Below are 19,524 nucleotides of genomic sequence, written 5' to 3' on the forward strand. Positions count from 1 at the left end.
GTGATGTTTAAACTTTCAACATTCCATCGCTATGGTATTGCGATTTTGGCGCTGATTATTATCGTTGCCCTATTTTGGCCCGCGGATGATAAATCAATCGTTCAAAATCAACCTATTGTGATCCCACCGCCGACAACACCTGAAGTTGTCCCCGAGCCAATTCCTGAACCAGTAGCGACACCACAAACTCAAGAGCTAGAGTCGCCAACAGGTAATCAAGGTATGTTGCCCCTTGAACCAGAAGTGATACCTGACCCCATAGAGCCGCCTGTAACAGAGCAGCCTACGGTAACACAACAGCCATCAACAACACAGCCAACTAGGCCAACAGAGCCTCAATCGACTCGACCAACGACAAATGAATGGCAAAATTATCGAGTACAAAAAGGCAAAACGCTTGCCCAATTGTTTCGTGATAACCGTTTACAAGCGAATGATGCTTTTGTCATGGCACGGGTTGAAGGCGCTGAAAAACCCTTAAGTAATTTACAACAAGGTCAAAAGATCCGATTGAAGGCTAATGCAAAAGGTGAGGTTCAATTATTAGAAATCACCACACCGGATGGAAAAACGTATAGTTTTGCCAGACTCAGTGATGGTAGCTACTACCGGACACCATAGTCGTCTTTGCAGGTGGCGATAACTGATACTCCATTGTCAGTTGTAAGCCATCTGCTACCTAATAGATATTAACGACCTACGCGGTTAATACATCGTTTATTGATTATATTTCATGCTGAATGAGTCATGATATCGACGAATAAAATTATCAGTAGATAGGAAGTAAGGTAGAAATAGAATTGAGGAAGGTGTGAATTTAAATGCAAAAAACACCGGACAGGCCGGTGTTTTTCATAGCACTACTGATCACTCAATAGTACCTACCATCGTAACTAATTACTCAGAAACGATGATAACGTTAAGCTCAGCGAAAACATCACTGTGTAACTGGAAGTGAACTACATGGTCACCAGTTGTACGCAGAACGCCATTTGGCAGGCGAACTTCGCTTTTCGCGATAGCAACACCAGCTGCAGTAACTGCATCAGCGATATCACGAGTACCGATTGAACCAAATAATTTACCTTCGTCACCAGCTTTAGAAGCTAGAGTAACAGAACCCAGCGCAGTAACTGCTGCTGCACGAGCCTGTGCTGCTGCGAGAACGTCAGCTAATTTAGCTTCCAATTCAGCGCGGCGAGCTTCGAAGAATTCGATGTTTTTCTTAGTCGCAGGAACAGCTTTACCCTGTGGTACTAAGAAGTTACGAGCATAGCCCGATTTAACGTTAACCTGATCACCCAGGCTACCTAGGTTAGCTACTTTATCAAGCAGAATAACTTGCATTACCTTATCCTCTTAAAGTCGTTAATGGACAGTACCAATTACTGATGACGATCAGTGTATGGTAACAGAGACAGGTAGCGAGCGCGCTTGATAGCACGAGCGAGCTGACGCTGATATTTTGCACGAGTACCGGTGATACGGCTTGGTACAATTTTACCACTTTCAGTGATGTAGTTTTTCAGCGTTGCGATATCTTTATAGTCTATCTCTTGAACGCCTTCCGCTGTGAAACGGCAGAACTTGCGACGACGGAAATAACGTGCCATATGGCTAGTCTCCAGAATCTATCAATTCAATCTGCTCGGCATGGAGAACTAATTTACTGATTCCATTACGACCCTGATGGGTACTAATGAAACCGGTAACGGTAATCCAACTGCCGACCGTTATACTCTGAGTATGGGATTGCAAGGCTTGTCCACTGACAATTATGGGCATTCTGCACCATGCTTGCCTAGACATTCCGGCTTCCAGTTGTTGTGAACGATGTTCTAAAACAAACTGGCAGTGAGGAATGCCCGATGGACTCACTTTTCGAATCAATGCTTTACAGACTGTGCCTGTTAGCACCAAACGATTAGTGGTCACCTGTCAATTACTCTTCAGAATCCCCAGCTTCTTCAGTTTCTTCATCCTGATAATCATCAGATTGGTCACGGCCGCGACGTTCGTCTTTAGCTTTAACCATAGAAGAAGCTTCTGTCACCGCGTGTTTAACGCGCATAACCATGCTGCGGATAACGGCATCGTTGAAGCGGAAGTTAGTTTCCAGCTCATCAATCGCTTCCTGTGGAGCTTCTACGTTCAGAAGAACATAGTGTGCTTTGTGCAGTTTATTGATTGGATAAGCCAGTTGACGGCGGCCCCAGTCTTCCAGACGGTGAATTTGACCTTGCGCGTTAGTGATTGTAGCACTGTAACGCTCGATCATGCCCGGAACCTGTTCGCTTTGGTCAGGATGGACCATAAAAACGATTTCGTAATGACGCATGAGTAGTTGCTCCTTACGGATTATTAGCCTCCTGTCAGGGTTAACCGCGGCCCGCGGAGGCAAGGAACTTATTGAGTGCGGCTAAAAAATTGACGCGTAACTATACCCATCCCTGAAGAAAAACTCAAGGGATGGATGCTAAATTAAACTAATATTTTAATATTCGCTTATTTAGCTAAGTTATATTGATAACTTATTTTGCCAAACGCTGACGAACAGCTTCAAACAAACACACACCTGTTGCAACAGAGACGTTCAGTGATGAGACTGAACCTGCCATTGGAATGCTAATAAGCTCATCGCAGTGCTCACGAGTCAGGCGGCGCATACCTTCACCTTCCGCACCCATTACAAGCGCAAGAGGGCCATCCAGTTTGCTCTGATATAGATTATGATCAGCTTCACCCGCCGTACCGACAATCCAAACATTATATTCTTGCAGCAAACGTAATGTTCTCGCCAGATTTGTGACACGAATAAGTGGAACGTTTTCAGCTGCACCACTTGCCACTTTTTTAGCTGTCGCATTCAATTGAGCTGACTTATCTTTCGGAACGATAACGGCATGAACGCCCGCAGCATCGGCACTACGTAAGCAAGCACCAAGATTATGTGGATCAGTCACGCCATCAAGGATCAGTAAAAAAGGAGACTCGATTTTTTCGAGTAAATCGGGTAAATCCCCCTCTTGATACTGTTTACCCGGCAGGACATTGGCAATAATACCTTGATGTACTCCACCTTCAGTCTGAGAATCCATCCACTGTTTATTTGCCACTTGCACAACAATACCTAGCGCTTCAACTTCACGAGCCACAGATAGCAAACGACGATCTTCACGACCTTTTAAAATAAACACTTCTTTAATGCGCTGAGGAGAACTCTCAAGCAAGGCTTTCACTGCGTGAACGCCATAAATAATTTCGCTCATAAATATCTTTTGTGTTGAGGGAGTTAAAGGTGGCCTCGGCCACCTTACTTAATGAACAAACCGGTCAAAACTCAATTATCCGCTTTTTTGGAGGATTTTTTCGCGACACGTTTTGCTTGTAATTTTGCACTAATTTTTTTGGTTTTATCCGACGGTTTTTTACTTTTAGCCTGATCTTTCACTTCAGATTTTTGGTCACTACCTTTACCTTTTTTCTCTGAACGACGAAAAGCAGCGTCTGGCTCGAAGTTTTTCTCTTTACTTGCCGCCCCTTTTCTACGAGGAGGACGCGTCGCACCTTTCACTTCTTTTTTAGCTCTATCTCGACCCGTTTTACCCGGATTTTTTGCTTTACGCGTTGTCGAAATTAATGCGAAATCAATTGTGCGTTCTTCCATATGAACAGCTTCGACACGGATCTCAACTTCATCACCTAATCGATAAGTTGTGCTCGATGATTCACCAATCAAGCGCTGCCCAACAGCATCATAGCGATAATAATCGTTATCAAGCGTTGAAATATGCACCAGCCCATCGATAAATAGGTCGTTTAAACGGACAAAGAAACCAAAGCCTGTCACACTCGTGATAAGCCCAGTGAATACCTCACCAACATGATCTTGCATAAAATCACATTTCAGCCAATCAGCTACATCACGAGTAGCTTCATCGGCACGACGTTCAGTCAGTGAACAATGTTCACCCAGCTGCAACATGCTTTCCATGTCATAGTGCCAACCGCCAGTTTCCGTCCAATGCTTACCTGAGTTGCCATGCTCTTTTTCTAACAGGTATTTAATACCACGATGCAATGATAAGTCAGGATAACGGCGAATTGGTGATGTAAAATGACCATATGATTTCAGTGCTAGTCCAAAGTGACCGCGATTTTCTGGATCATAGATAGCCTGTTTCATAGAACGCAAAATCATCGTTTGCAATAATTCGTGATCAGGACGTTCTGCAACATCTTTCATCACCTGCGCATAATCTTTCGGCTCAGGTTTCATCCCACCCGGTAAAGTCAGTCCTAATTCACTAAAGACGGAGCGCAAGTTCATCACGCTTTCTTCTTTTGGACGATCATGCACGCGGTATAGCGCCGGTTCTTCGTTTTTCTCAACATATCGTGCAGCAGCAATATTCGCTAAAATCATGCACTCTTCAATCAATTTGTGCGCATCGTTTCTTTCAACAGGCTCAATACGCTCAATACGGCGCTCTGCATTAAAGATAAACTTAGCTTCTTCTGATTCAAAAGAAATTGCCCCGCGTTCAATACGCGCACTATCTAATGTTTTATACAATTGATGCAAATGCTCAATATGTGGCACTAATGCTTTATAGTGCTCACGTAACTCTTCATCGCCCTGTAAAATTTTCCACACTTTAGTGTAAGTCAGTCGAGCATGAGAGCTCATCACCGCTTCATAAAATTTATACGATGATAAACGACCCGACTCTGAAACGGTCATTTCACAAACCATACAGAGACGATCAACCCCTGGGTTCAATGAACATAGGCCATTTGACAATACTTCCGGCAACATAGGTACAACTTGTGACGGAAAATAAACCGAGTTACCACGGCTACGTGCTTCCGTATCTAATGCAGTTTGCGGACGCACATAATAACTCACATCCGCGATAGCAACCCATAAACGCCAGCCGCCACCTTTTTTCGGTTCACAATAAACCGCATCATCAAAGTCACGCGCGTCTTCGCCATCAATAGTTACTAATGGCAACTTGCGTAAATCAACCCGGCCTTTTTTAGCGGATTCAGGTACATTTTCATTCAAATCAGCAACTTGTTTTTCTACCTGTGCTGGCCATGAATGTGGAATTTCGTGAGTACGTAATGCGATTTCAACCGCAATACCCGTTCCCATGGCTTCACCCAGAATTTCAATGATGTTGCCGACTGCTTGAGAGCGACGTTGTGGCCTTGTGACTAACTCGACAACAACAACATTACCCATTCTTGCGCCACAATTTTGCTCTTTAGGGATCAAAATATCAAAGCTAAGACGGCTGTCATCAGGAACGACAAAGCCCATACCGGCTTCGATAAAATAGCGACCAACAATTTGATTATTTCTTGGTTCAAGTACGCGAACTACACGGACTTCGGTACGACCTTTACGGTCTTGTCCATGAGGTTGAGCCAAAATAACATCGCCGTGCAACGCACGTTTCATTTCTTCTTGAGATAAATAGTAATCTTCTTTTTTACCTTCTACGCGTAAAAAGCCATATCCGTCTCGGTGGCCAATAACTTTACCTTTCAGTAAATCTAAGCGTTCAGGTAATGCATAGCATTTACGACGTGTAAAAACTAATTGTCCATCACGTTCCATCGCTCTTAAGCGACGACGTAAAGCTTCTAACTCATCTTCAGTCGATAAGTTTAATATTTCAGCGATTTCTTCGCGACTAGCTGGTGTACTACGTTTAGAGAGAAGATCGAGAATAAATTCTCGGCTAGGAATCGGGGATTCGTATTTTTCTGCTTCTCTTTCCTGGAAAGGATCTTGTGACATCGTTACCTCCGTGTCATCAGAATTCATAACTACTGCGATATTAATCAAGCAGTAATTGATAGAGCGGACTGTTATCTTTCACCATATCCGCCAGCGTATATTGATCAAGTTCTTGTAAAAACTGTTGTATTGCCTGCTGAAGTACGCTTTTTAAACGACACGCAGGCGTAATATGACAAAACTCGCCACTACAATTAACAAGGGTTAGGGGTTCAAGTGCTCTGACGACATCCCCTATACGAATTGATTCTGCTGGCTGGCCAAGAGTGATGCCGCCATTTTTGCCACGAGTGGCTTTAATATAACCGAGATGACTGAGTTGATTAATAATTTTAACCATATGGTTACGAGAGACACCATATACATCAGTGACTTGTGTAATGCTAGTCATTTTTCCTTCAGGGAGCGATGCAAGATAAATAAGCGCTCGTAACCCATAATCTGTAAAACTAGTAAGCTGCACAATCACCTCAAAATTTTTGGCTGTTTACTTTCAGGTCGCCGATTTATCGACTCTCATCAAAATAATTTATTCAAAAGCGCAAACAACCTATTTAAAATATCCAACTCTCAACGATATCTTAAAGTTAGATATAGCCTGAGCTCGATATTACAAGGTTGACATCAAAAAGAAGTCAACAATAACAATACTACACAACCGCATAAGCATACATAACATATTATAAGCTAAATCATTCAAGTTGCTGTGACTTGAAGTATAACGGTATTGACAGTTTAGCTTATTACCAAGGGCAAATATGTATCCAATTACACAGAACATTCACTTTTATTCGTCATTATGTTGAATTTCTGATGTTTTATCAAAGGGGATTTATAACGGAGGAAGGGAAATTAAGATGATGACAATGAAATAAAAAAACAGCGCCCATTAAGAGCGCTGTCAGTTTTATTACTCAACATCAAACGGGTCACGCAGGATCATCGTTTCAGAACGATCTGGACCTGTTGAGATAATATCAACTGGAATACCGGTTAAATCTTCAACACGCTTAATGAAGTTAAGAGCAGCTTGTGGTAACAGAGCTCTTTCTTTCACGCCAAACGTAGTTTCATTCCAACCTGGCATTGATTCGTAAACTGGCTCTAAACCAACCCACTCATCCGCTGCTAATGGCGTAGTTTCTAGCACTTTGCCATCTGGACGACGGTAACCCACACAGATTTTAACTTCGTCTAAACCATCTAAAACATCAAGTTTAGTCATGCAGAAGCCTGATAGTGAGTTAATTTGTACCGCGCGATTAATTGCAACGATATCTAACCAACCAGTACGACGCTTACGGCCTGTTGTAGCACCAAACTCTTGACCTTTTTCACGTAGGAATTCACCTATCTCATCGAAAAGCTCAGTTGGGAATGGACCAGCACCAACACGAGTAGAGTAAGCTTTAATAATACCTAATACATAGTTTACATAACGTGGGCCTAAGCCTGAACCTGTTGCAACGCCACCCGCGGTAGTGTTTGAAGAGGTCACATATGGATATGTACCGTGGTCAATATCCAGTAAAGTGCCTTGTGCACCTTCGAACATGACAAATTCATTTTTCAGATGTGCTTTATACAGCAGATCAGAAACATCAACGACCATACCAGTTAGAATATCGGCAACTGCCATAATATCGTCGAGTGTTTTTTGATAATCAACCGCTGGCTCTTTGTAGTAATTAACCAGTTGGAAATTATGATATTCAACAATTTCTTTCAGTTTTTCAGCAAATGTTGCTTTATCGAATAAATCACCAACGCGCAGACCGCGACGAGCAACTTTATCTTCATAAGCAGGACCGATACCACGACCTGTTGTGCCGATAGCTTTAGCGCCACGCGCTTTTTCACGCGCATTATCTAATGCAACATGATAAGGCAGGATCAGTGGGCAGGCTTCAGAAATATGTAAGCGTTCACGAACAGGAACACCGCGGTCTTCCAATTCTTTCATCTCTTTCATCAGTGCATCAGGCGCAAGAACGACACCATTAGCAATAATACTGATGACGTTTTCACGAAGAATACCGGATGGAATTAAATGGAGAACGGTTTTTTCACCGTTTACAACAAGAGTATGGCCAGCATTATGGCCGCCCTGATAGCGAACTACGTATTTAGCACGCTCTGTCAGCAAGTCAACTATCTTGCCCTTTCCTTCGTCACCCCATTGGGTGCCCAGTACGACAACGTTCTTACCCATTTCGAAATTCACTCGGTTGCTTAAAAATGAATTCTACCATCAAAAATAAACTGTTCCAGTGATAATTTAAGCATTGCAAAAATTTTTTTCTGGAAAGCAAGTAAAATGGTATTTATTTCTGCCGTAAACTCAAAATGTGTATTTACATGCTGAGCCGCTAAAATTTTCCCTGAAAAATCTTAGACTTAAAACGACAGGCGAAAAAAAGCCCACCGAAGCGGGCTTTTCTTTAATAGCTTAACAGTTATTTTAGTCCGTTGCACGCAACTTAATCTGTTTACTTTTTAGTACAAAGATTATTCACTCGCCGCACGTAACTTAGTTGGCGCTTTCATAAAGCGGAAGAAGTCTGTGTCCGGACTTAGGACCATAATATCTTCACCACTTTTGAAACTTTGCTCATAAGCACGTAGGCTACGAATAAAGGCATAAAACTCTGGATCTTGATTAAATGCATCAGCAAACAGTTTAGTTGCCATTGCATCACCTTCACCTCGGTAAGTCAGCGCAGTACGCTCAGATTTAGCCAGAGTTTCCGTCACGGTCTTATCAGCTACCGCACGAATTTTCGTTGCTTCTTCCTGACCTTGTGAACGATGCTGACGAGCAACTGCTTCACGCTCTGCACGCATACGTGCATAAATTGCTTCAGAAACTTCATTAGGCAGTTCAATACGTTTAATACGTACGTCAACAACTTCAATACCTAATGCAGCCATACTGTTCGCATTAACAACCAGCGGCTTTAAGTTAGTTTCTTGTTCAACACGTGCAGCAGCAGAAGCGATAGCAGCATCTGCATCTTTCGTTGCTTCGTCTGTCGCTGTTCCTTTATTCAGTGCATCACGAACATCTACAGTTAAACGACCACGTGAATCTGTAATAATGTCTTTGACACTCAAACGACCAAACTCAGAACGTAAACGGTCACTAAATTTACGTTTTAACAGTGTCTCTGCTTGGAATGGATTACCACCGCCCGTCGCCACATAGTAACGACTGAAGTCAGTCACACGCCATTTCAAGTATGAATCCACCATTAAGTCTTTGTTTTCACTTGTCAAATAACGGTCAGCTTGAATTTCTAGTGTCTGAATACGTGCATCTAACATTTTCACAGTTTCAAGGAATGGTACTTTGAAATGTAAACCCGGCTCATAAATGATCGGTTTGTTTTCAGAATCACGTAGAACCTTACCAAAACGTAACACAATGCCACGATCCGTTTGAGGAACAATAAAAATAGATGCGTATGCGACTGCCAAAATGGCAATAACGATAAAAATAAATGATTTACGCATGATTATTGTCTCCCTACTCTAGCCGCACCGCCACGAATATCGCTGCTTGATTGCGTTGATACCGCACTATTCGATGATGAGCTATTATTGCTTTGGGTTTCCATTCTTGCGGACGAAGCTCCTTTAGCAGCTGAAGCTTTGCTTTCACGCAGTAATTGATCAAGAGGCAGAACTAACATGCTGTTGCTCTTATCATTAGCAATAACTTTACGTGTGTTACTTAAAACACGCTCCATCGTATCGATGTATAGACGCTCACGCGTAATTTCTGGTGCAGCACGATATTCAGGTAGCATTTTAGCAAAGCTTGCCACCTCACCCTCTGCTTTAAAGACCACACTGGCTTTATAAGCTTCGGCTTCTTCAATCATTTTTTGTGCATTACCTTTCGCAAGTGGCAGAACTTCATTTCGGTAAGCATGGGCTTCACGAATTGTTTTTTGTTCTTCTTCTCTTGCTGAAATCACATCATCAAATGCCGCTTTAACATCTTCAGGTGGACGCGCTGCTTGGAAGTTGACGTCAAGCAATGTGATACCCATTTTATATGGTGCAATTGTTGACTCTAATTCTTTTTGCGTCTCGTCACGAATAAATGCACGATTTGCTGTTAGCACTTGTTCCATTTCGGATTGACCGATAACACCACGTACAGCACTGTCTAGCGCTTGACGTAAACTATTATCTGGATTGGTCACGCTAAACAGATATTCCGCAGGATCAGTGACACGATATTGCACGTTCATTTCAACGCGAATAACGTTTTCATCTGATGTTAGCATCATACCGTTTGTAGCTTGTTCACGAACAGTTTCTACGTTAACAGGCTCAACTCTATCAATAAAAGTTGGTTTCCAGTTCAAACCAGGTCCAACAACACCACTATATTCACCAAAACGTAAAACTACGCCACGGTCACTTTCTTTAATGGTATAGAAACCCGATCCTGCCCATACAACGACGATAACAGCAATTGCCAACATACCCAGTCGACCGCTGATACGTAATGGCTGTTTATTTTCGCCATCACCACCGCCGCCGCTACCTTTGTTGCCGCCAAGTTTGCTACCTAGATTACGAAAGAAATCGTCGAGATCAAAAGCCCCACGTTTCCGACCGCCTTTATTCCCGCCAGAGTTGCCGCCTTTATTGCCGCTTCCCCACGGATCGCGGTCTTGTCCGTCATTACCGGGCTGATTCCACGCCATGTTTTAGCTCCATTCTTATGATTGATTTTCAGGGCTAAGAGCGATACTCATTATAATTTAAGCTGCCTCAGGCATTTTTCATTATTTTGGGTATATTAGGCTCTTAATATCAATTCCATTGCCTAGTTTTGCTAATTTAAATTTAATTCAATTTAAATAACATAACTAGGTAACTGCTGCTCTTGCTTACATAAACGTCGCCAATCCACCATTGGCATACGCACCTCAAGGCCAATTGAGCCGTCTTCCTCCAGCCATTCACGTTCAATAGATTGAAGGTGATAAAAACGACTACGCAAACGACCTTCGTTTGGTGGTAAACGCAATTCAAAATGTGCGATTTCACCTGAAAGGCGTTCCGTTAATGCTTGTAGCAGCAAGGGGATACCTTCACCTGTTTGTGCTGAAACCCAAACACGAACTGGCTTGTTATCCTCGTTTCTGTCAATACGCGGGACAAAATCTTCCAGCATATCAACTTTGTTCATGACTAATAGTACAGGGATTTCATCCGCTTCGATTTCTTCCAACACACTTTCGACCGCCCGGATATTTTCATCTAAGCGATTATCGACTGCATCGATAACGTGTAGCAATAGTGTTGCTTCACGAGTTTCTTGCAATGTTGCTTTGAAAGCAGCGACTAAATCGTGCGGTAATTGGCGAATAAAACCCACAGTATCTGCAAGTACGACGACACCCACATCTTCAACATTAATACGACGAAGTGTTGGATCGAGTGTTGCAAATAGTTGGTCTGCAGCATAAACATCAGAAGCGGTCATCCGGTTAAATAAACTTGATTTACCGGCGTTGGTATAACCAACAAGAGAAATAGTCGGAATATCCGCTTTATTTCTCGCCTGACGCCCTTGTTCACGCTGTCGTTCTACTCGGCTAAGGCGAGACAAGATTTGTTTAATCTTATCTTTCAGTAACCGACGGTCTGTCTCAAGTTGGGTTTCGCCTGGACCACGTAAGCCTATCCCGCCTTTTTGACGTTCAAGGTGCGTCCATCCTCTCACTAAGCGAGTGGATAAATGCCGTAATTGAGCTAACTCAACTTGAAGTTTACCTTCGTGTGTACGCGCTCGTTGAGCAAAAATATCTAAAATCACCCCTGTACGGTCAATAACCCTACATTGGCAAATCCTTTCGAGATTACGTTCTTGAGCAGGGCTTAGCGTATGATTAAACAACACCACATCCGCACCGCTTGCTTCAACCGCTTCGGCGATTTCTTCGGCTTTGCCTTCACCCACAAAAAACTTAGCATGGGGAGCCTTACGACTGCCTGTGACTATTTGTACTGGTTTTACTCCCGCAGAAGTCACTAGTAACTCAAATTCTGCCAGATTTTCAGTGTCTTTTTCTTGAGCAAAAAAGACATGTACTAATACAGCTAGTTCACCGCCTTCATACCTATCAAACAAGATATAACCTCTTAGGCTAAACAATAATTGCAAAGGAAAAACACAGGTATAGTCTCCCTACCTATGTTTTCCTTATATTTTAGCGTGCAAACTTACTCAGTAACTTCGCCATCCTGCGCTGCAGGAGTACCACCTGAATGGTAATTGCTATTGCCTGCGCCACCAGCAGTAGGAGTGCCACTATGGTGAGAAACAGGACGAGCAGGGACAACGGTAGAGATAGCATGTTTATAAACCATCTGACTAACCGTATTTTTCAGTAAAATGACAAATTGATCAAAAGATTCAATTTGTCCCTGCAATTTGATGCCATTAACGAGATAAATAGATACCGGAACCCTTTCACGACGTAATGCGTTCAGGAACGGATCTTGCAAAGATTGCCCCTTAGCCATTCTATGTTTTCCTTATTTTGTTGTTTTTAAATGAGAACCTTACGATTCCAAAAATTAACTACTCAAAAATTGCGCTTAACGTTCTAATTGTACACACAAACAATAGCCCTATGCACGTATATACTCGTCATGCTTCAAGTTGCTTAAGTGTTAGACTTCTCAGCGCTCCTAGTCATAGCCTTTGTTCTGTTTCTAGAAGAAGCTTCACTTACCGCCTACACACAACACGAATTATCTACGCTAATACCTGCATAACCGCTTTAAGCGCATGCTGGGATTGTTCACTATCTAACCTGTGAATGTTCTCCCAACCTCTCAACCAGGTAATTTGGCGTTTTGCCAATTGGCGTGTTGCACAAATTCCCCGATAAACCATTTCATCATAATCTATTTCGCCATCGAGATATGACCACATTTGCCGATATCCGACACAACGGATCGAAGGTAAATCGGCATGGAGATCACCTCGATTATAAAGAGCACGAACTTCCTCTTCGAAACCAGCGTCTAACATCAAATGATAACGCTGCTCAATACGCTCATGTAAAATTTTACGATCTTGGGGCGCAATAGCAAACTGAAACACATTATAAGGTAATTCTTCACCCGCTGTTTGTGTCATTTCAGTCAAAGTTTGTCCCGAAATGAGATATACCTCTAAAGCCCGGGATAATCTTTGCGGATCATTAGGATGAATCCTAGCCGCAGCAACAGGATCTACCTCAGCTAAACGGCGATGCACTTCGGACCATCCTTGTTCGCGTGCTATATTTTCAATTTCTTCACGTATAGCCTGATCAGCAGAAGGCAATGGAGAAAGGCCTTCAAGCAATGCTTTAAAATAAAGCATTGTACCGCCCACCAATAATGGAATATTACCTCTCGCCGTAATTTCTCCCATTACATTCAATGCATCACGCCGAAAATCAGCGGCGGAATAAGGCAATGATGGGTCAAGAATATCAATCAAATGATGTGGTGCTTGACTAAGTTCATCTTGATTTGGCTTTGCCGTACCGATATCCATGCCACGATAAATTAATGCCGAATCGACACTAATAACCTCGACAGGCAATCTCTGACAAAGCTCAATCGCTAAAGCTGTTTTACCTGAAGCCGTAGGGCCCATCAGGAATATTGCATCAGGCCTTTTTTGAGTTACTAAATCACTCATTTGTTAGTGTCGCTACCACGGATTGTAAATTAATTAATTGTAATAATGTTGATGGTGGATTTTGAACCCACTGCGGACAAATCCGCTCAACATCTGCGAGTAACTGAACAGCCTGCGCTAAATTCCAACTTTCTTCGGTTTTTGTCTGCGAAATCGCTTTAGCTAACCATTGTGCGATATCTTCGTGCGTTACACTTTCTTTTGTAGACAAAAAAATAATTAAATCAGAAAAAAGCTGTGATAAATTTTGTGTTCTTAATGGTAACGATACCGTATGAATTGTTACTTTTCCATGAAATATCGTGGCTTCGATACCAAATAGTGTCAATTGTTCCTTGTATCGCTGTAAAATCTCAATTTCATCACGATTAAGTGACAATTTTAAGGGTATTAACAGTGGTTGAGGTTTTAATGCCTCACCATTAGGCGACAACTGAGATAATCTCAACAAGAAATTAGCTTCAGTTAAGGATAACAGCATTAGGCCCAATGAAGACTCAATTAATGCAAAGTTTTTTGCGTAAATTGTCAAGACTTTACCAAATTGGTAGTTATCCGCATTTTTTGCAACCTGTTCAGAAGCAACTGCAATACCAGCGAGAGGTTGTCGTGCTGGAAACAGAGGCTTTTTATCCTCTTTTGCCACTGGGATTGACATCAAACTTTGATAAAGTTGCCCTGCTTTACGGTCATAAGTGGGTGCTATATTCCCTTCACTCATTTTTTCTTGCGCATAATTCGATTGTTTGGCCTGAGAAACGGCCGGAGTGGCATCAGAAGTAGCGCAAGATTCTGTCACATCAGTATAGGCAACTTTAGGCTCTTTAGCTGATATATCATGACGCATATTTTGATGAGAAACCTTTGGCTGCGTAACTTTATGCGTTGATGAAAAATAATTATCACCAGCAGAAGAACGATTTGCTATTTCCGTCGATGCAGATTCAATACCGGGGAGTTCATCAACCGCTACTGCGCTCATCAATGCCGTACGAACCGCTTGATAAATAAAGTCATGAATTAATCTTGCCTGATGAAAACGTACCTCATGCTTTGCTGGATGTACGTTAACATCAACTTGTTTCGGATCGATAGTTAAATATAGTACATAGGCAGGTTGTTGATTCTCATCTAAATGGCCTTCATAAGCTTGGCGGATCGCGTGATTAATTAACCTATCTCGCATCATTCGCCCATTCACATAACAATACTGAATTTCACTAACTGGTGTGCTCGATGGCGAAACCACCCAACCTTTAATTCCTAAGTCGCTATGTTCCCATGAAAGTGCAAGCGCCCCTTGCATAAAGCCAGTACCACAAATTGTTGCTAAGCGTTTTTCTTGTTGTTTATCATCATTAGCCGCACGATATTGCTTAACCAACTTTCCATTATGGCTAAGGTTAATGGCAACATCTGGGCGTGATAACGCAATACGGCGAACAATTTCGTCAATATGGCCAAATTCTGTTTTTTCTGTACGCATAAACTTGCGCCGAGCTGGCGTATTGTAGAATAAATCTAACACTTCTACCGTTGTGCCATTAGGATGAGCCGCTGGTTTTACAGAAACTTGCATATCACGGCCTTCCGCATAGGATTGCCATGCTTCGGTTTGTTCCGCAGGTTTTGAGGTCAAGGTCAGCCGTGAAACCGAACTAATACTCGCCAGTGCTTCACCACGAAATCCCATACTCATAATGGCTTCAAGATCATCTAATGTGGCAATTTTACTCGTTGCATGACGCGCTAGAGCAAGTATTAACTCATCTTTACTAATACCGCAGCCATTGTCCCGGATACGAATAAGCTTCTCTCCACCACGCTCAATATCGATATCAATACGTGTCGCCTTAGCATCAAGGCTATTTTCAACTAGCTCTTTAACGACAGATGCAGGTCTTTCGACCACTTCACCTGCCGCAATTTGATTCGCTAATTGAGGGGAGAGAATATGAATTGCCATTGCTCAAACCTCTTATTTAGGCGCTGCTTGTATCGGGTTAGCTAAAAAATATTGGCGTAATCCTTGATGAATAGCCTCAGCGACTTTTTCTTGATAATCATTTGATTTAAGTAGCTGCTCTTCTGCGGCATTACTAATAAATCCAGTTTCGACTAAAATCGATGGAATATCCGGTGAACGTAATACCCCAAGACTTGCATGTTCTGGCGTTTTCTTATGAATATTACCCACTTTTCTGAGTTGCTGGATAACTTGAACCGCAACGTCATAGCCGACTCGTTGTGAATGACCAAACTGCAAATCTAAAACGGCTTGACTCAAATATGGGTCAGCACCACTAAGCGCATCCCCTGCACCACCTAATAATTCAGATTGTTTTTCACGTTGTTCAAGCCAGCTACCCAACTCACTGTTCGCTCGACGGTTTGATAATACCCAAACCGAAGCACCGCGAGCGCTGCTATTGGGTGCTGAGTCCGCATGAATGGATACCAACATGTTGGCATTCTTTTTACGAGCAACATCAGAGCGACCACTGACAGAAATAAAATAATCACTGTCTCGTGTCATTACAGGTGTAAACATCGGATCTGTGGCAAGTTTTTGATACAACTTACGCGAAACACTTAGCGTAACGTCTTTTTCCTTATAACCATTTTTACCAATTGCACCGGGGTCTTTCCCCCCATGCCCTGCATCAATAGCGATAACTACTTGTTTCGAGCCTTTAGGCATCGTTTTATTTTTAACCGCAGCAGGCGCAGGCTCCATCGCCGGCGTATTCATTTTAAGTGGCTTATCTTGCAAAACTGGTAGGTTATTATTCACAGATTGGCGAGGTACAGCAGTATTATTAAAGACAGTCGATGAGTTAGCTTTCCCCGTCGAAACGGTCAACTCCAATTGATACTGACCTGAAACTTGTTTCAGCACAGCTTTAGTTTTTGCCGCTTGTGATAATTCTAAAACAATACGTTTATGTTGGCTATCGGCGGGTTGGCTAGCACGCACTAACTTAACCAAATCACCTGATGGTAACGTCAAAGGCAATCCAACAATTTCTCCACGTTGTTTAACATCAATGACAAGACGCTCAGGTGAATGCAAAGGAAAATATGAGTAATCAGGCTTACCATCAATAAATGTTAGCGTCACAAGAGACTGTGAAGCGCTATTGTTTACTTGAATATTTGATAATGCGGCGGCCTGTGCTTGTGATGTAAACCCCCACAAAATGGATACCATAAACAGTAGCAGAAAAGAAAAAAGACTTTTCTTTGTTATTCTAATCATAAATGCATTCAACATGAGCGATAAATTCCTTAGAGTACCTGCAATGCTTCTAACAACGACTCCCCATATACTGAAAGAGCGACAAAGTGAGCCTGACGCCCCTCACCTTGATATGTCAGATGGAGCTCAAGATCTGCTTGAGGTAAAAAACCTTTACCTTGCTGTGGCCATTCAACCAGACAGATCGAATTTTCAGAAAAATAGTCGCGAATTCCCATAAATTCAAGTTCTTCAGGATCCGCTAAACGATATAGATCAAAGTGAAATACTTGTCTATCGGCTAATTCGTAAGGCTCAACTAATGTGTAAGTTGGACTTTTTACATGCCCTTTATGGCCTAGTGCCTGTAAGAAACCACGACTAAATGTTGTTTTCCCCGCGCCAAGATCCCCATAAAGGTTAATGATCGTAGCTTGGTGGCAAGCCTTCGCAACAGCGCGTCCCAACGCAACAGTTTGCTCTTCATTCGCCAATTGTAGAGTGCGTTCTTTCATCGATGTCATAGCCAACTTATTTTGAATATAGATATTACAGTCTATAATAACCTATACCTGTGTATTTTTCTTAATTTACATTGTGCTAATCATGAGATCAGAAATATCCTATAATTGATCCTAACTTCTTTAGGCATTTTAGTTTCATTCATTTTGCTAAACATCATGAAAATGATAGAGTGCCAACCGCATCCACCCTGACCTTGATAAAATTTGATGGCAAAACTCCTCGATCTCAACACGTTAGTTCAAAATATTAAACAATGGGGAATCGAAGCAGGCTTCCAGCAAGTGGGTATCTGCGATACCGATTTATCTCTTGAAGAACCCAAACTGCAAGCATGGCTAGATAAACAATATCATGGGGATATGGAATGGATGAAGCGCCACGGCATGATGCGAGCTCGGCCTCATGAGCTACATCCAGGAACTTTACGCGTAATCAGCGTCCGTATGAATTACCTTCCTGCAAAAGCCGCTTTCGCCAGTACTCTCAATAATCCAGATCTGGGTTATGTCAGCCGTTATGCTCTCGGTCGAGATTATCATAAGCTATTAAAAAAACGCTTAAAAATACTAGCGGATAAGATTTTAGCCTATTGTCTTGAATTCGATTATCCAGATGCGTTGAACTTTCGCCCTTTTGTTGACTCTGCACCTATTTTAGAACGTCCTCTGGCCGTTAAGGCCGGTTTAGGCTGGACAGGTAAACATTCTTTAGTTTTAAATCAAGAAGCCGGATCTTGGTTTTTCTTGGGAGAATTGTTGGTCAATCTCCCCTTACCCGTTGATCAACCCGTTGAAGAACAATGTGGCCGCTGCGTTGCCTGCATGACAACTTGTCCAACAGGTGCAATTGTCGAGCCTTATACCATTGATGCTAGGCGCTGTATTTCATACCTAACTATTGAGCTCGATACTGCTATTCCTGAAGAATTCCGCTCATTGATGGGTAATCGAATCTATGGCTGTGATGACTGCCAACTGATTTGCCCATGGAATCGTTTTTCTCAATTAACAGATGAAGAAGATTTTAGTCCAAGGCAAGCATTACATACACCTGAGCTACTTGATCTTTTTTCTTGGAATGAAGAGAAATTTTTACGGGTCACGGAAGGTTCAGCCATACGTCGTATCGGTTACATAAAATGGCTAAGAAATATTAGTGTCGCGTTAGGTAATGCCGCCTATCAAGATCGTATCGTATTAGCATTACAAGAAAAACTGGGTATCAATGAAATGTTGGATGAGCACTTTCATTGGGCCATTTTACAACAGCTTAATCGTCGGGAGGAGAATCAAGTTACTATTCAGACTTCACAACAAAAACGACTTGTACGCGTTATTACCAAAGGTTTACCGAGAGATGCTTAAAAAAAATGCGGCTATATATCTCAATTCAGAATTTGTCAAATAAGTGTGAATAAAATAAAAATTGCTTAGTAGACAATAGGTAAAGAATTTACAAGCTATGCTTAGCACATTTTGAATAAATAAATTAATACATTTAAATCAATTTGTTACATAATCCTCAATGCTAATATCTTCAAGACAATACTTAAATTGTTAACATTCAAACCTGTGGATAACTCTGTGTAATAACTTATTTCAAATAGCGATAACGACAACCTTAATATCATTGTCCTGTGGATAACTATTCGATAATAAAAAACTAATGATAAGGCTGATTTTAGGTTAAAAAATCATACTAATGATGTGAAAAAATCAGGTTGTAAAGAAAATTTAACTGAATCGATGAAAAAATCACTTTTTATGCGATGTTCAAACTCATATAAACAAAACGTGAGTTTGTCTTGATAGCCCTATTGCTAAGGGGTGGCTATTCTATGGTGACGAGTTAATGAATGCAAGTAAAAACCCCCAACAAGATCTAAAAAAGATCCCAATATGGATATTGATCATTATTTTCAGTGAATTAAGAGATCAAAAAATTGCATATTATAGAATTAATCACAGTTTGAATGATCTTACTGACTAAGTCATAAGGAATGAGATAAAAGCATATAAATAGGAAGAATAAGGACGCTGATTGGAATTTTAAAAATAAGAGTTTCAATATACTGAATTGAATTTTTGGAGCGGGAAACGAGACTCGAACTCGCGACCCCGACCTTGGCAAGGTCGTGCTCTACCAACTGAGCTATTCCCGCATTTGGTGGGTACTATTTACAACAAGACTAAAACACTAAGAAGTTTGGAGCGGGAAACGAGACTC

18 protein-coding genes and 1 tRNA gene are annotated in these 19,524 nt (G+C 41.9%); 2 read left to right on the forward strand and 17 right to left on the reverse strand.

The annotated features are described in order from the left end of the window. The first annotated feature begins 3 nt into the window (after nucleotides 1-3). Nucleotides 4-621, forward strand: a complete 618-nt coding sequence (locus tag DD649_RS05020) for a LysM-like peptidoglycan-binding domain-containing protein (protein WP_294104238.1) — start codon at nucleotides 4-6, stop codon at nucleotides 619-621. 276 nt (nucleotides 622-897) lie between these two features. On the opposite strand, the gene rplI is transcribed toward DD649_RS05020, so the two are convergent. The 16 genes from rplI to tsaE all read right to left on the reverse strand — a co-directional run bounded on the left by rplI (nucleotide 898) and on the right by tsaE (nucleotide 17,288). Beyond that, a complete protein-coding gene (gene rplI, locus DD649_RS05025; RefSeq protein WP_294104240.1) occupies nucleotides 898-1,347 on the reverse strand; it encodes a 50S ribosomal protein L9 in 450 nt (149 codons plus the stop codon). A gap of 38 nt (nucleotides 1,348-1,385) precedes the next feature. Beyond that, complete coding sequence (gene rpsR / locus DD649_RS05030; protein ID WP_000135199.1) at nucleotides 1,386-1,613, reverse strand: 30S ribosomal protein S18; 228 nt, start codon at nucleotides 1,611-1,613, stop codon at nucleotides 1,386-1,388. 4 nt (nucleotides 1,614-1,617) lie between these two features. Beyond that, nucleotides 1,618-1,935 (reverse strand): primosomal replication protein N, encoded by a 318-nt coding sequence (gene priB, locus DD649_RS05035; protein WP_294104260.1) that lies wholly within the window; start codon nucleotides 1,933-1,935, stop codon nucleotides 1,618-1,620. Nucleotides 1,936-1,942: 7 nt separating this feature from the next. Next, complete coding sequence (gene rpsF, locus DD649_RS05040) at nucleotides 1,943-2,338, reverse strand: 30S ribosomal protein S6 (protein ID WP_294104262.1); 396 nt, start codon at nucleotides 2,336-2,338, stop codon at nucleotides 1,943-1,945. Between the two features lie 193 nt (nucleotides 2,339-2,531). Next, nucleotides 2,532-3,269 carry a 23S rRNA (guanosine(2251)-2'-O)-methyltransferase RlmB gene (rlmB, locus tag DD649_RS05045; protein ID WP_294104264.1) on the reverse strand — a complete coding sequence of 246 codons (738 nt, stop codon included), beginning with the start codon at nucleotides 3,267-3,269 and terminating at the stop codon, nucleotides 2,532-2,534. Between the two features lie 71 nt (nucleotides 3,270-3,340). Continuing rightward, nucleotides 3,341-5,812 (reverse strand): ribonuclease R, encoded by a 2,472-nt coding sequence (rnr, locus tag DD649_RS05050; protein ID WP_336429370.1) that lies wholly within the window; start codon nucleotides 5,810-5,812, stop codon nucleotides 3,341-3,343. Nucleotides 5,813-5,852: 40 nt separating this feature from the next. Then, entirely contained in the window at nucleotides 5,853-6,275 is a 423-nt protein-coding gene (gene nsrR / locus DD649_RS05055) for a nitric oxide-sensing transcriptional repressor NsrR (RefSeq protein ID WP_294104267.1), read from the reverse strand. Nucleotides 6,276-6,722: 447 nt separating this feature from the next. Continuing rightward, nucleotides 6,723-8,024: an adenylosuccinate synthase gene (locus DD649_RS05060; RefSeq protein ID WP_294104268.1), complete on the reverse strand. Its 1,302-nt coding sequence runs from the start codon at nucleotides 8,022-8,024 to the stop codon at nucleotides 6,723-6,725. Between the two features lie 296 nt (nucleotides 8,025-8,320). Next, nucleotides 8,321-9,325 carry a protease modulator HflC gene (gene hflC / locus DD649_RS05065; RefSeq protein ID WP_294104269.1) on the reverse strand — a complete coding sequence of 335 codons (1,005 nt, stop codon included), beginning with the start codon at nucleotides 9,323-9,325 and terminating at the stop codon, nucleotides 8,321-8,323. A 2-nt stretch (nucleotides 9,326-9,327) separates the two neighbouring features. Then, the gene (gene hflK, locus DD649_RS05070; RefSeq protein WP_294104271.1) at nucleotides 9,328-10,533 is read right to left on the reverse strand and encodes an FtsH protease activity modulator HflK; all 1,206 of its coding nucleotides are present in this window, start codon (nucleotides 10,531-10,533) and stop codon (nucleotides 9,328-9,330) included. A 152-nt stretch (nucleotides 10,534-10,685) separates the two neighbouring features. After that, entirely contained in the window at nucleotides 10,686-11,966 is a 1,281-nt protein-coding gene (gene hflX, locus DD649_RS05075; protein WP_294104273.1) for a ribosome rescue GTPase HflX, read from the reverse strand. Nucleotides 11,967-12,058: 92 nt separating this feature from the next. Further along, nucleotides 12,059-12,361: an RNA chaperone Hfq gene (hfq, locus tag DD649_RS05080; protein WP_294104277.1), complete on the reverse strand. Its 303-nt coding sequence runs from the start codon at nucleotides 12,359-12,361 to the stop codon at nucleotides 12,059-12,061. A 235-nt stretch (nucleotides 12,362-12,596) separates the two neighbouring features. Beyond that, on the reverse strand, nucleotides 12,597-13,535 hold the full coding sequence (miaA, locus tag DD649_RS05085) for a tRNA (adenosine(37)-N6)-dimethylallyltransferase MiaA (RefSeq protein ID WP_294104279.1): 939 nt from the start codon (nucleotides 13,533-13,535) through the stop codon (nucleotides 12,597-12,599). Continuing rightward, nucleotides 13,528-15,501, reverse strand: a complete 1,974-nt coding sequence (gene mutL, locus DD649_RS05090; protein ID WP_336429377.1) for a DNA mismatch repair endonuclease MutL — start codon at nucleotides 15,499-15,501, stop codon at nucleotides 13,528-13,530. The genes miaA and mutL overlap by 8 nt, the downstream gene beginning before the upstream one ends. A gap of 12 nt (nucleotides 15,502-15,513) precedes the next feature. Next, nucleotides 15,514-16,809 (reverse strand): N-acetylmuramoyl-L-alanine amidase AmiB, encoded by a 1,296-nt coding sequence (gene amiB, locus DD649_RS05095; RefSeq protein ID WP_294104283.1) that lies wholly within the window; start codon nucleotides 16,807-16,809, stop codon nucleotides 15,514-15,516. A 14-nt stretch (nucleotides 16,810-16,823) separates the two neighbouring features. Beyond that, nucleotides 16,824-17,288, reverse strand: coding sequence for a tRNA (adenosine(37)-N6)-threonylcarbamoyltransferase complex ATPase subunit type 1 TsaE (tsaE, locus tag DD649_RS05100; RefSeq protein ID WP_294104287.1), 465 nt, complete (start codon nucleotides 17,286-17,288; stop codon nucleotides 16,824-16,826). A 216-nt stretch (nucleotides 17,289-17,504) separates the two neighbouring features. On the opposite strand from tsaE, the gene queG reads away from it, so the two are divergent. Continuing rightward, nucleotides 17,505-18,662: a tRNA epoxyqueuosine(34) reductase QueG gene (gene queG / locus DD649_RS05105; protein WP_294104288.1), complete on the forward strand. Its 1,158-nt coding sequence runs from the start codon at nucleotides 17,505-17,507 to the stop codon at nucleotides 18,660-18,662. Between the two features lie 721 nt (nucleotides 18,663-19,383). Here the strand turns inward: queG and DD649_RS05110 are convergent. Further along, nucleotides 19,384-19,459: transfer RNA gene (locus tag DD649_RS05110), tRNA-Gly, on the reverse strand. Between the last annotated feature and the right edge of the window lie 65 nt (nucleotides 19,460-19,524).

The sequence above is a fragment of the Providencia sp. genome, from assembly GCF_003533305.1.
GTDB lineage: Bacteria > Pseudomonadota > Gammaproteobacteria > Enterobacterales > Enterobacteriaceae > Providencia.

What these genes read in the sequence shown, in the direction of transcription:
- hflC (WP_294104269.1), bottom strand. Translation starts at nt 9,325, where the DNA reads ATGCGTAAATCATTTATTTTTATCGTTATTGCCATTTTGGCAGTCGCA.
- rlmB (WP_294104264.1), bottom strand. Translation starts at nt 3,269, where the DNA reads ATGAGCGAAATTATTTATGGCGTTCACGCAGTGAAAGCCTTGCTTGAG.
- mutL (WP_336429377.1), bottom strand. Translation starts at nt 15,501, where the DNA reads ATGGCAATTCATATTCTCTCCCCTCAATTAGCGAATCAAATTGCGGCA.
- rpsR (WP_000135199.1), bottom strand. Translation starts at nt 1,613, where the DNA reads ATGGCACGTTATTTCCGTCGTCGCAAGTTCTGCCGTTTCACAGCGGAA.
- queG (WP_294104288.1), top strand. Translation starts at nt 17,505, where the DNA reads ATGGCAAAACTCCTCGATCTCAACACGTTAGTTCAAAATATTAAACAA.
- rpsF (WP_294104262.1), bottom strand. Translation starts at nt 2,338, where the DNA reads ATGCGTCATTACGAAATCGTTTTTATGGTCCATCCTGACCAAAGCGAA.
- tsaE (WP_294104287.1), bottom strand. Translation starts at nt 17,288, where the DNA reads ATGAAAGAACGCACTCTACAATTGGCGAATGAAGAGCAAACTGTTGCG.
- DD649_RS05020 (WP_294104238.1), top strand. Translation starts at nt 4, where the DNA reads ATGTTTAAACTTTCAACATTCCATCGCTATGGTATTGCGATTTTGGCG.
- DD649_RS05060 (WP_294104268.1), bottom strand. Translation starts at nt 8,024, where the DNA reads ATGGGTAAGAACGTTGTCGTACTGGGCACCCAATGGGGTGACGAAGGA.
- hflK (WP_294104271.1), bottom strand. Translation starts at nt 10,533, where the DNA reads ATGGCGTGGAATCAGCCCGGTAATGACGGACAAGACCGCGATCCGTGG.
- rplI (WP_294104240.1), bottom strand. Translation starts at nt 1,347, where the DNA reads ATGCAAGTTATTCTGCTTGATAAAGTAGCTAACCTAGGTAGCCTGGGT.
- amiB (WP_294104283.1), bottom strand. Translation starts at nt 16,809, where the DNA reads ATGTTGAATGCATTTATGATTAGAATAACAAAGAAAAGTCTTTTTTCT.
- hfq (WP_294104277.1), bottom strand. Translation starts at nt 12,361, where the DNA reads ATGGCTAAGGGGCAATCTTTGCAAGATCCGTTCCTGAACGCATTACGT.
- rnr (WP_336429370.1), bottom strand. Translation starts at nt 5,812, where the DNA reads ATGTCACAAGATCCTTTCCAGGAAAGAGAAGCAGAAAAATACGAATCC.
- miaA (WP_294104279.1), bottom strand. Translation starts at nt 13,535, where the DNA reads ATGAGTGATTTAGTAACTCAAAAAAGGCCTGATGCAATATTCCTGATG.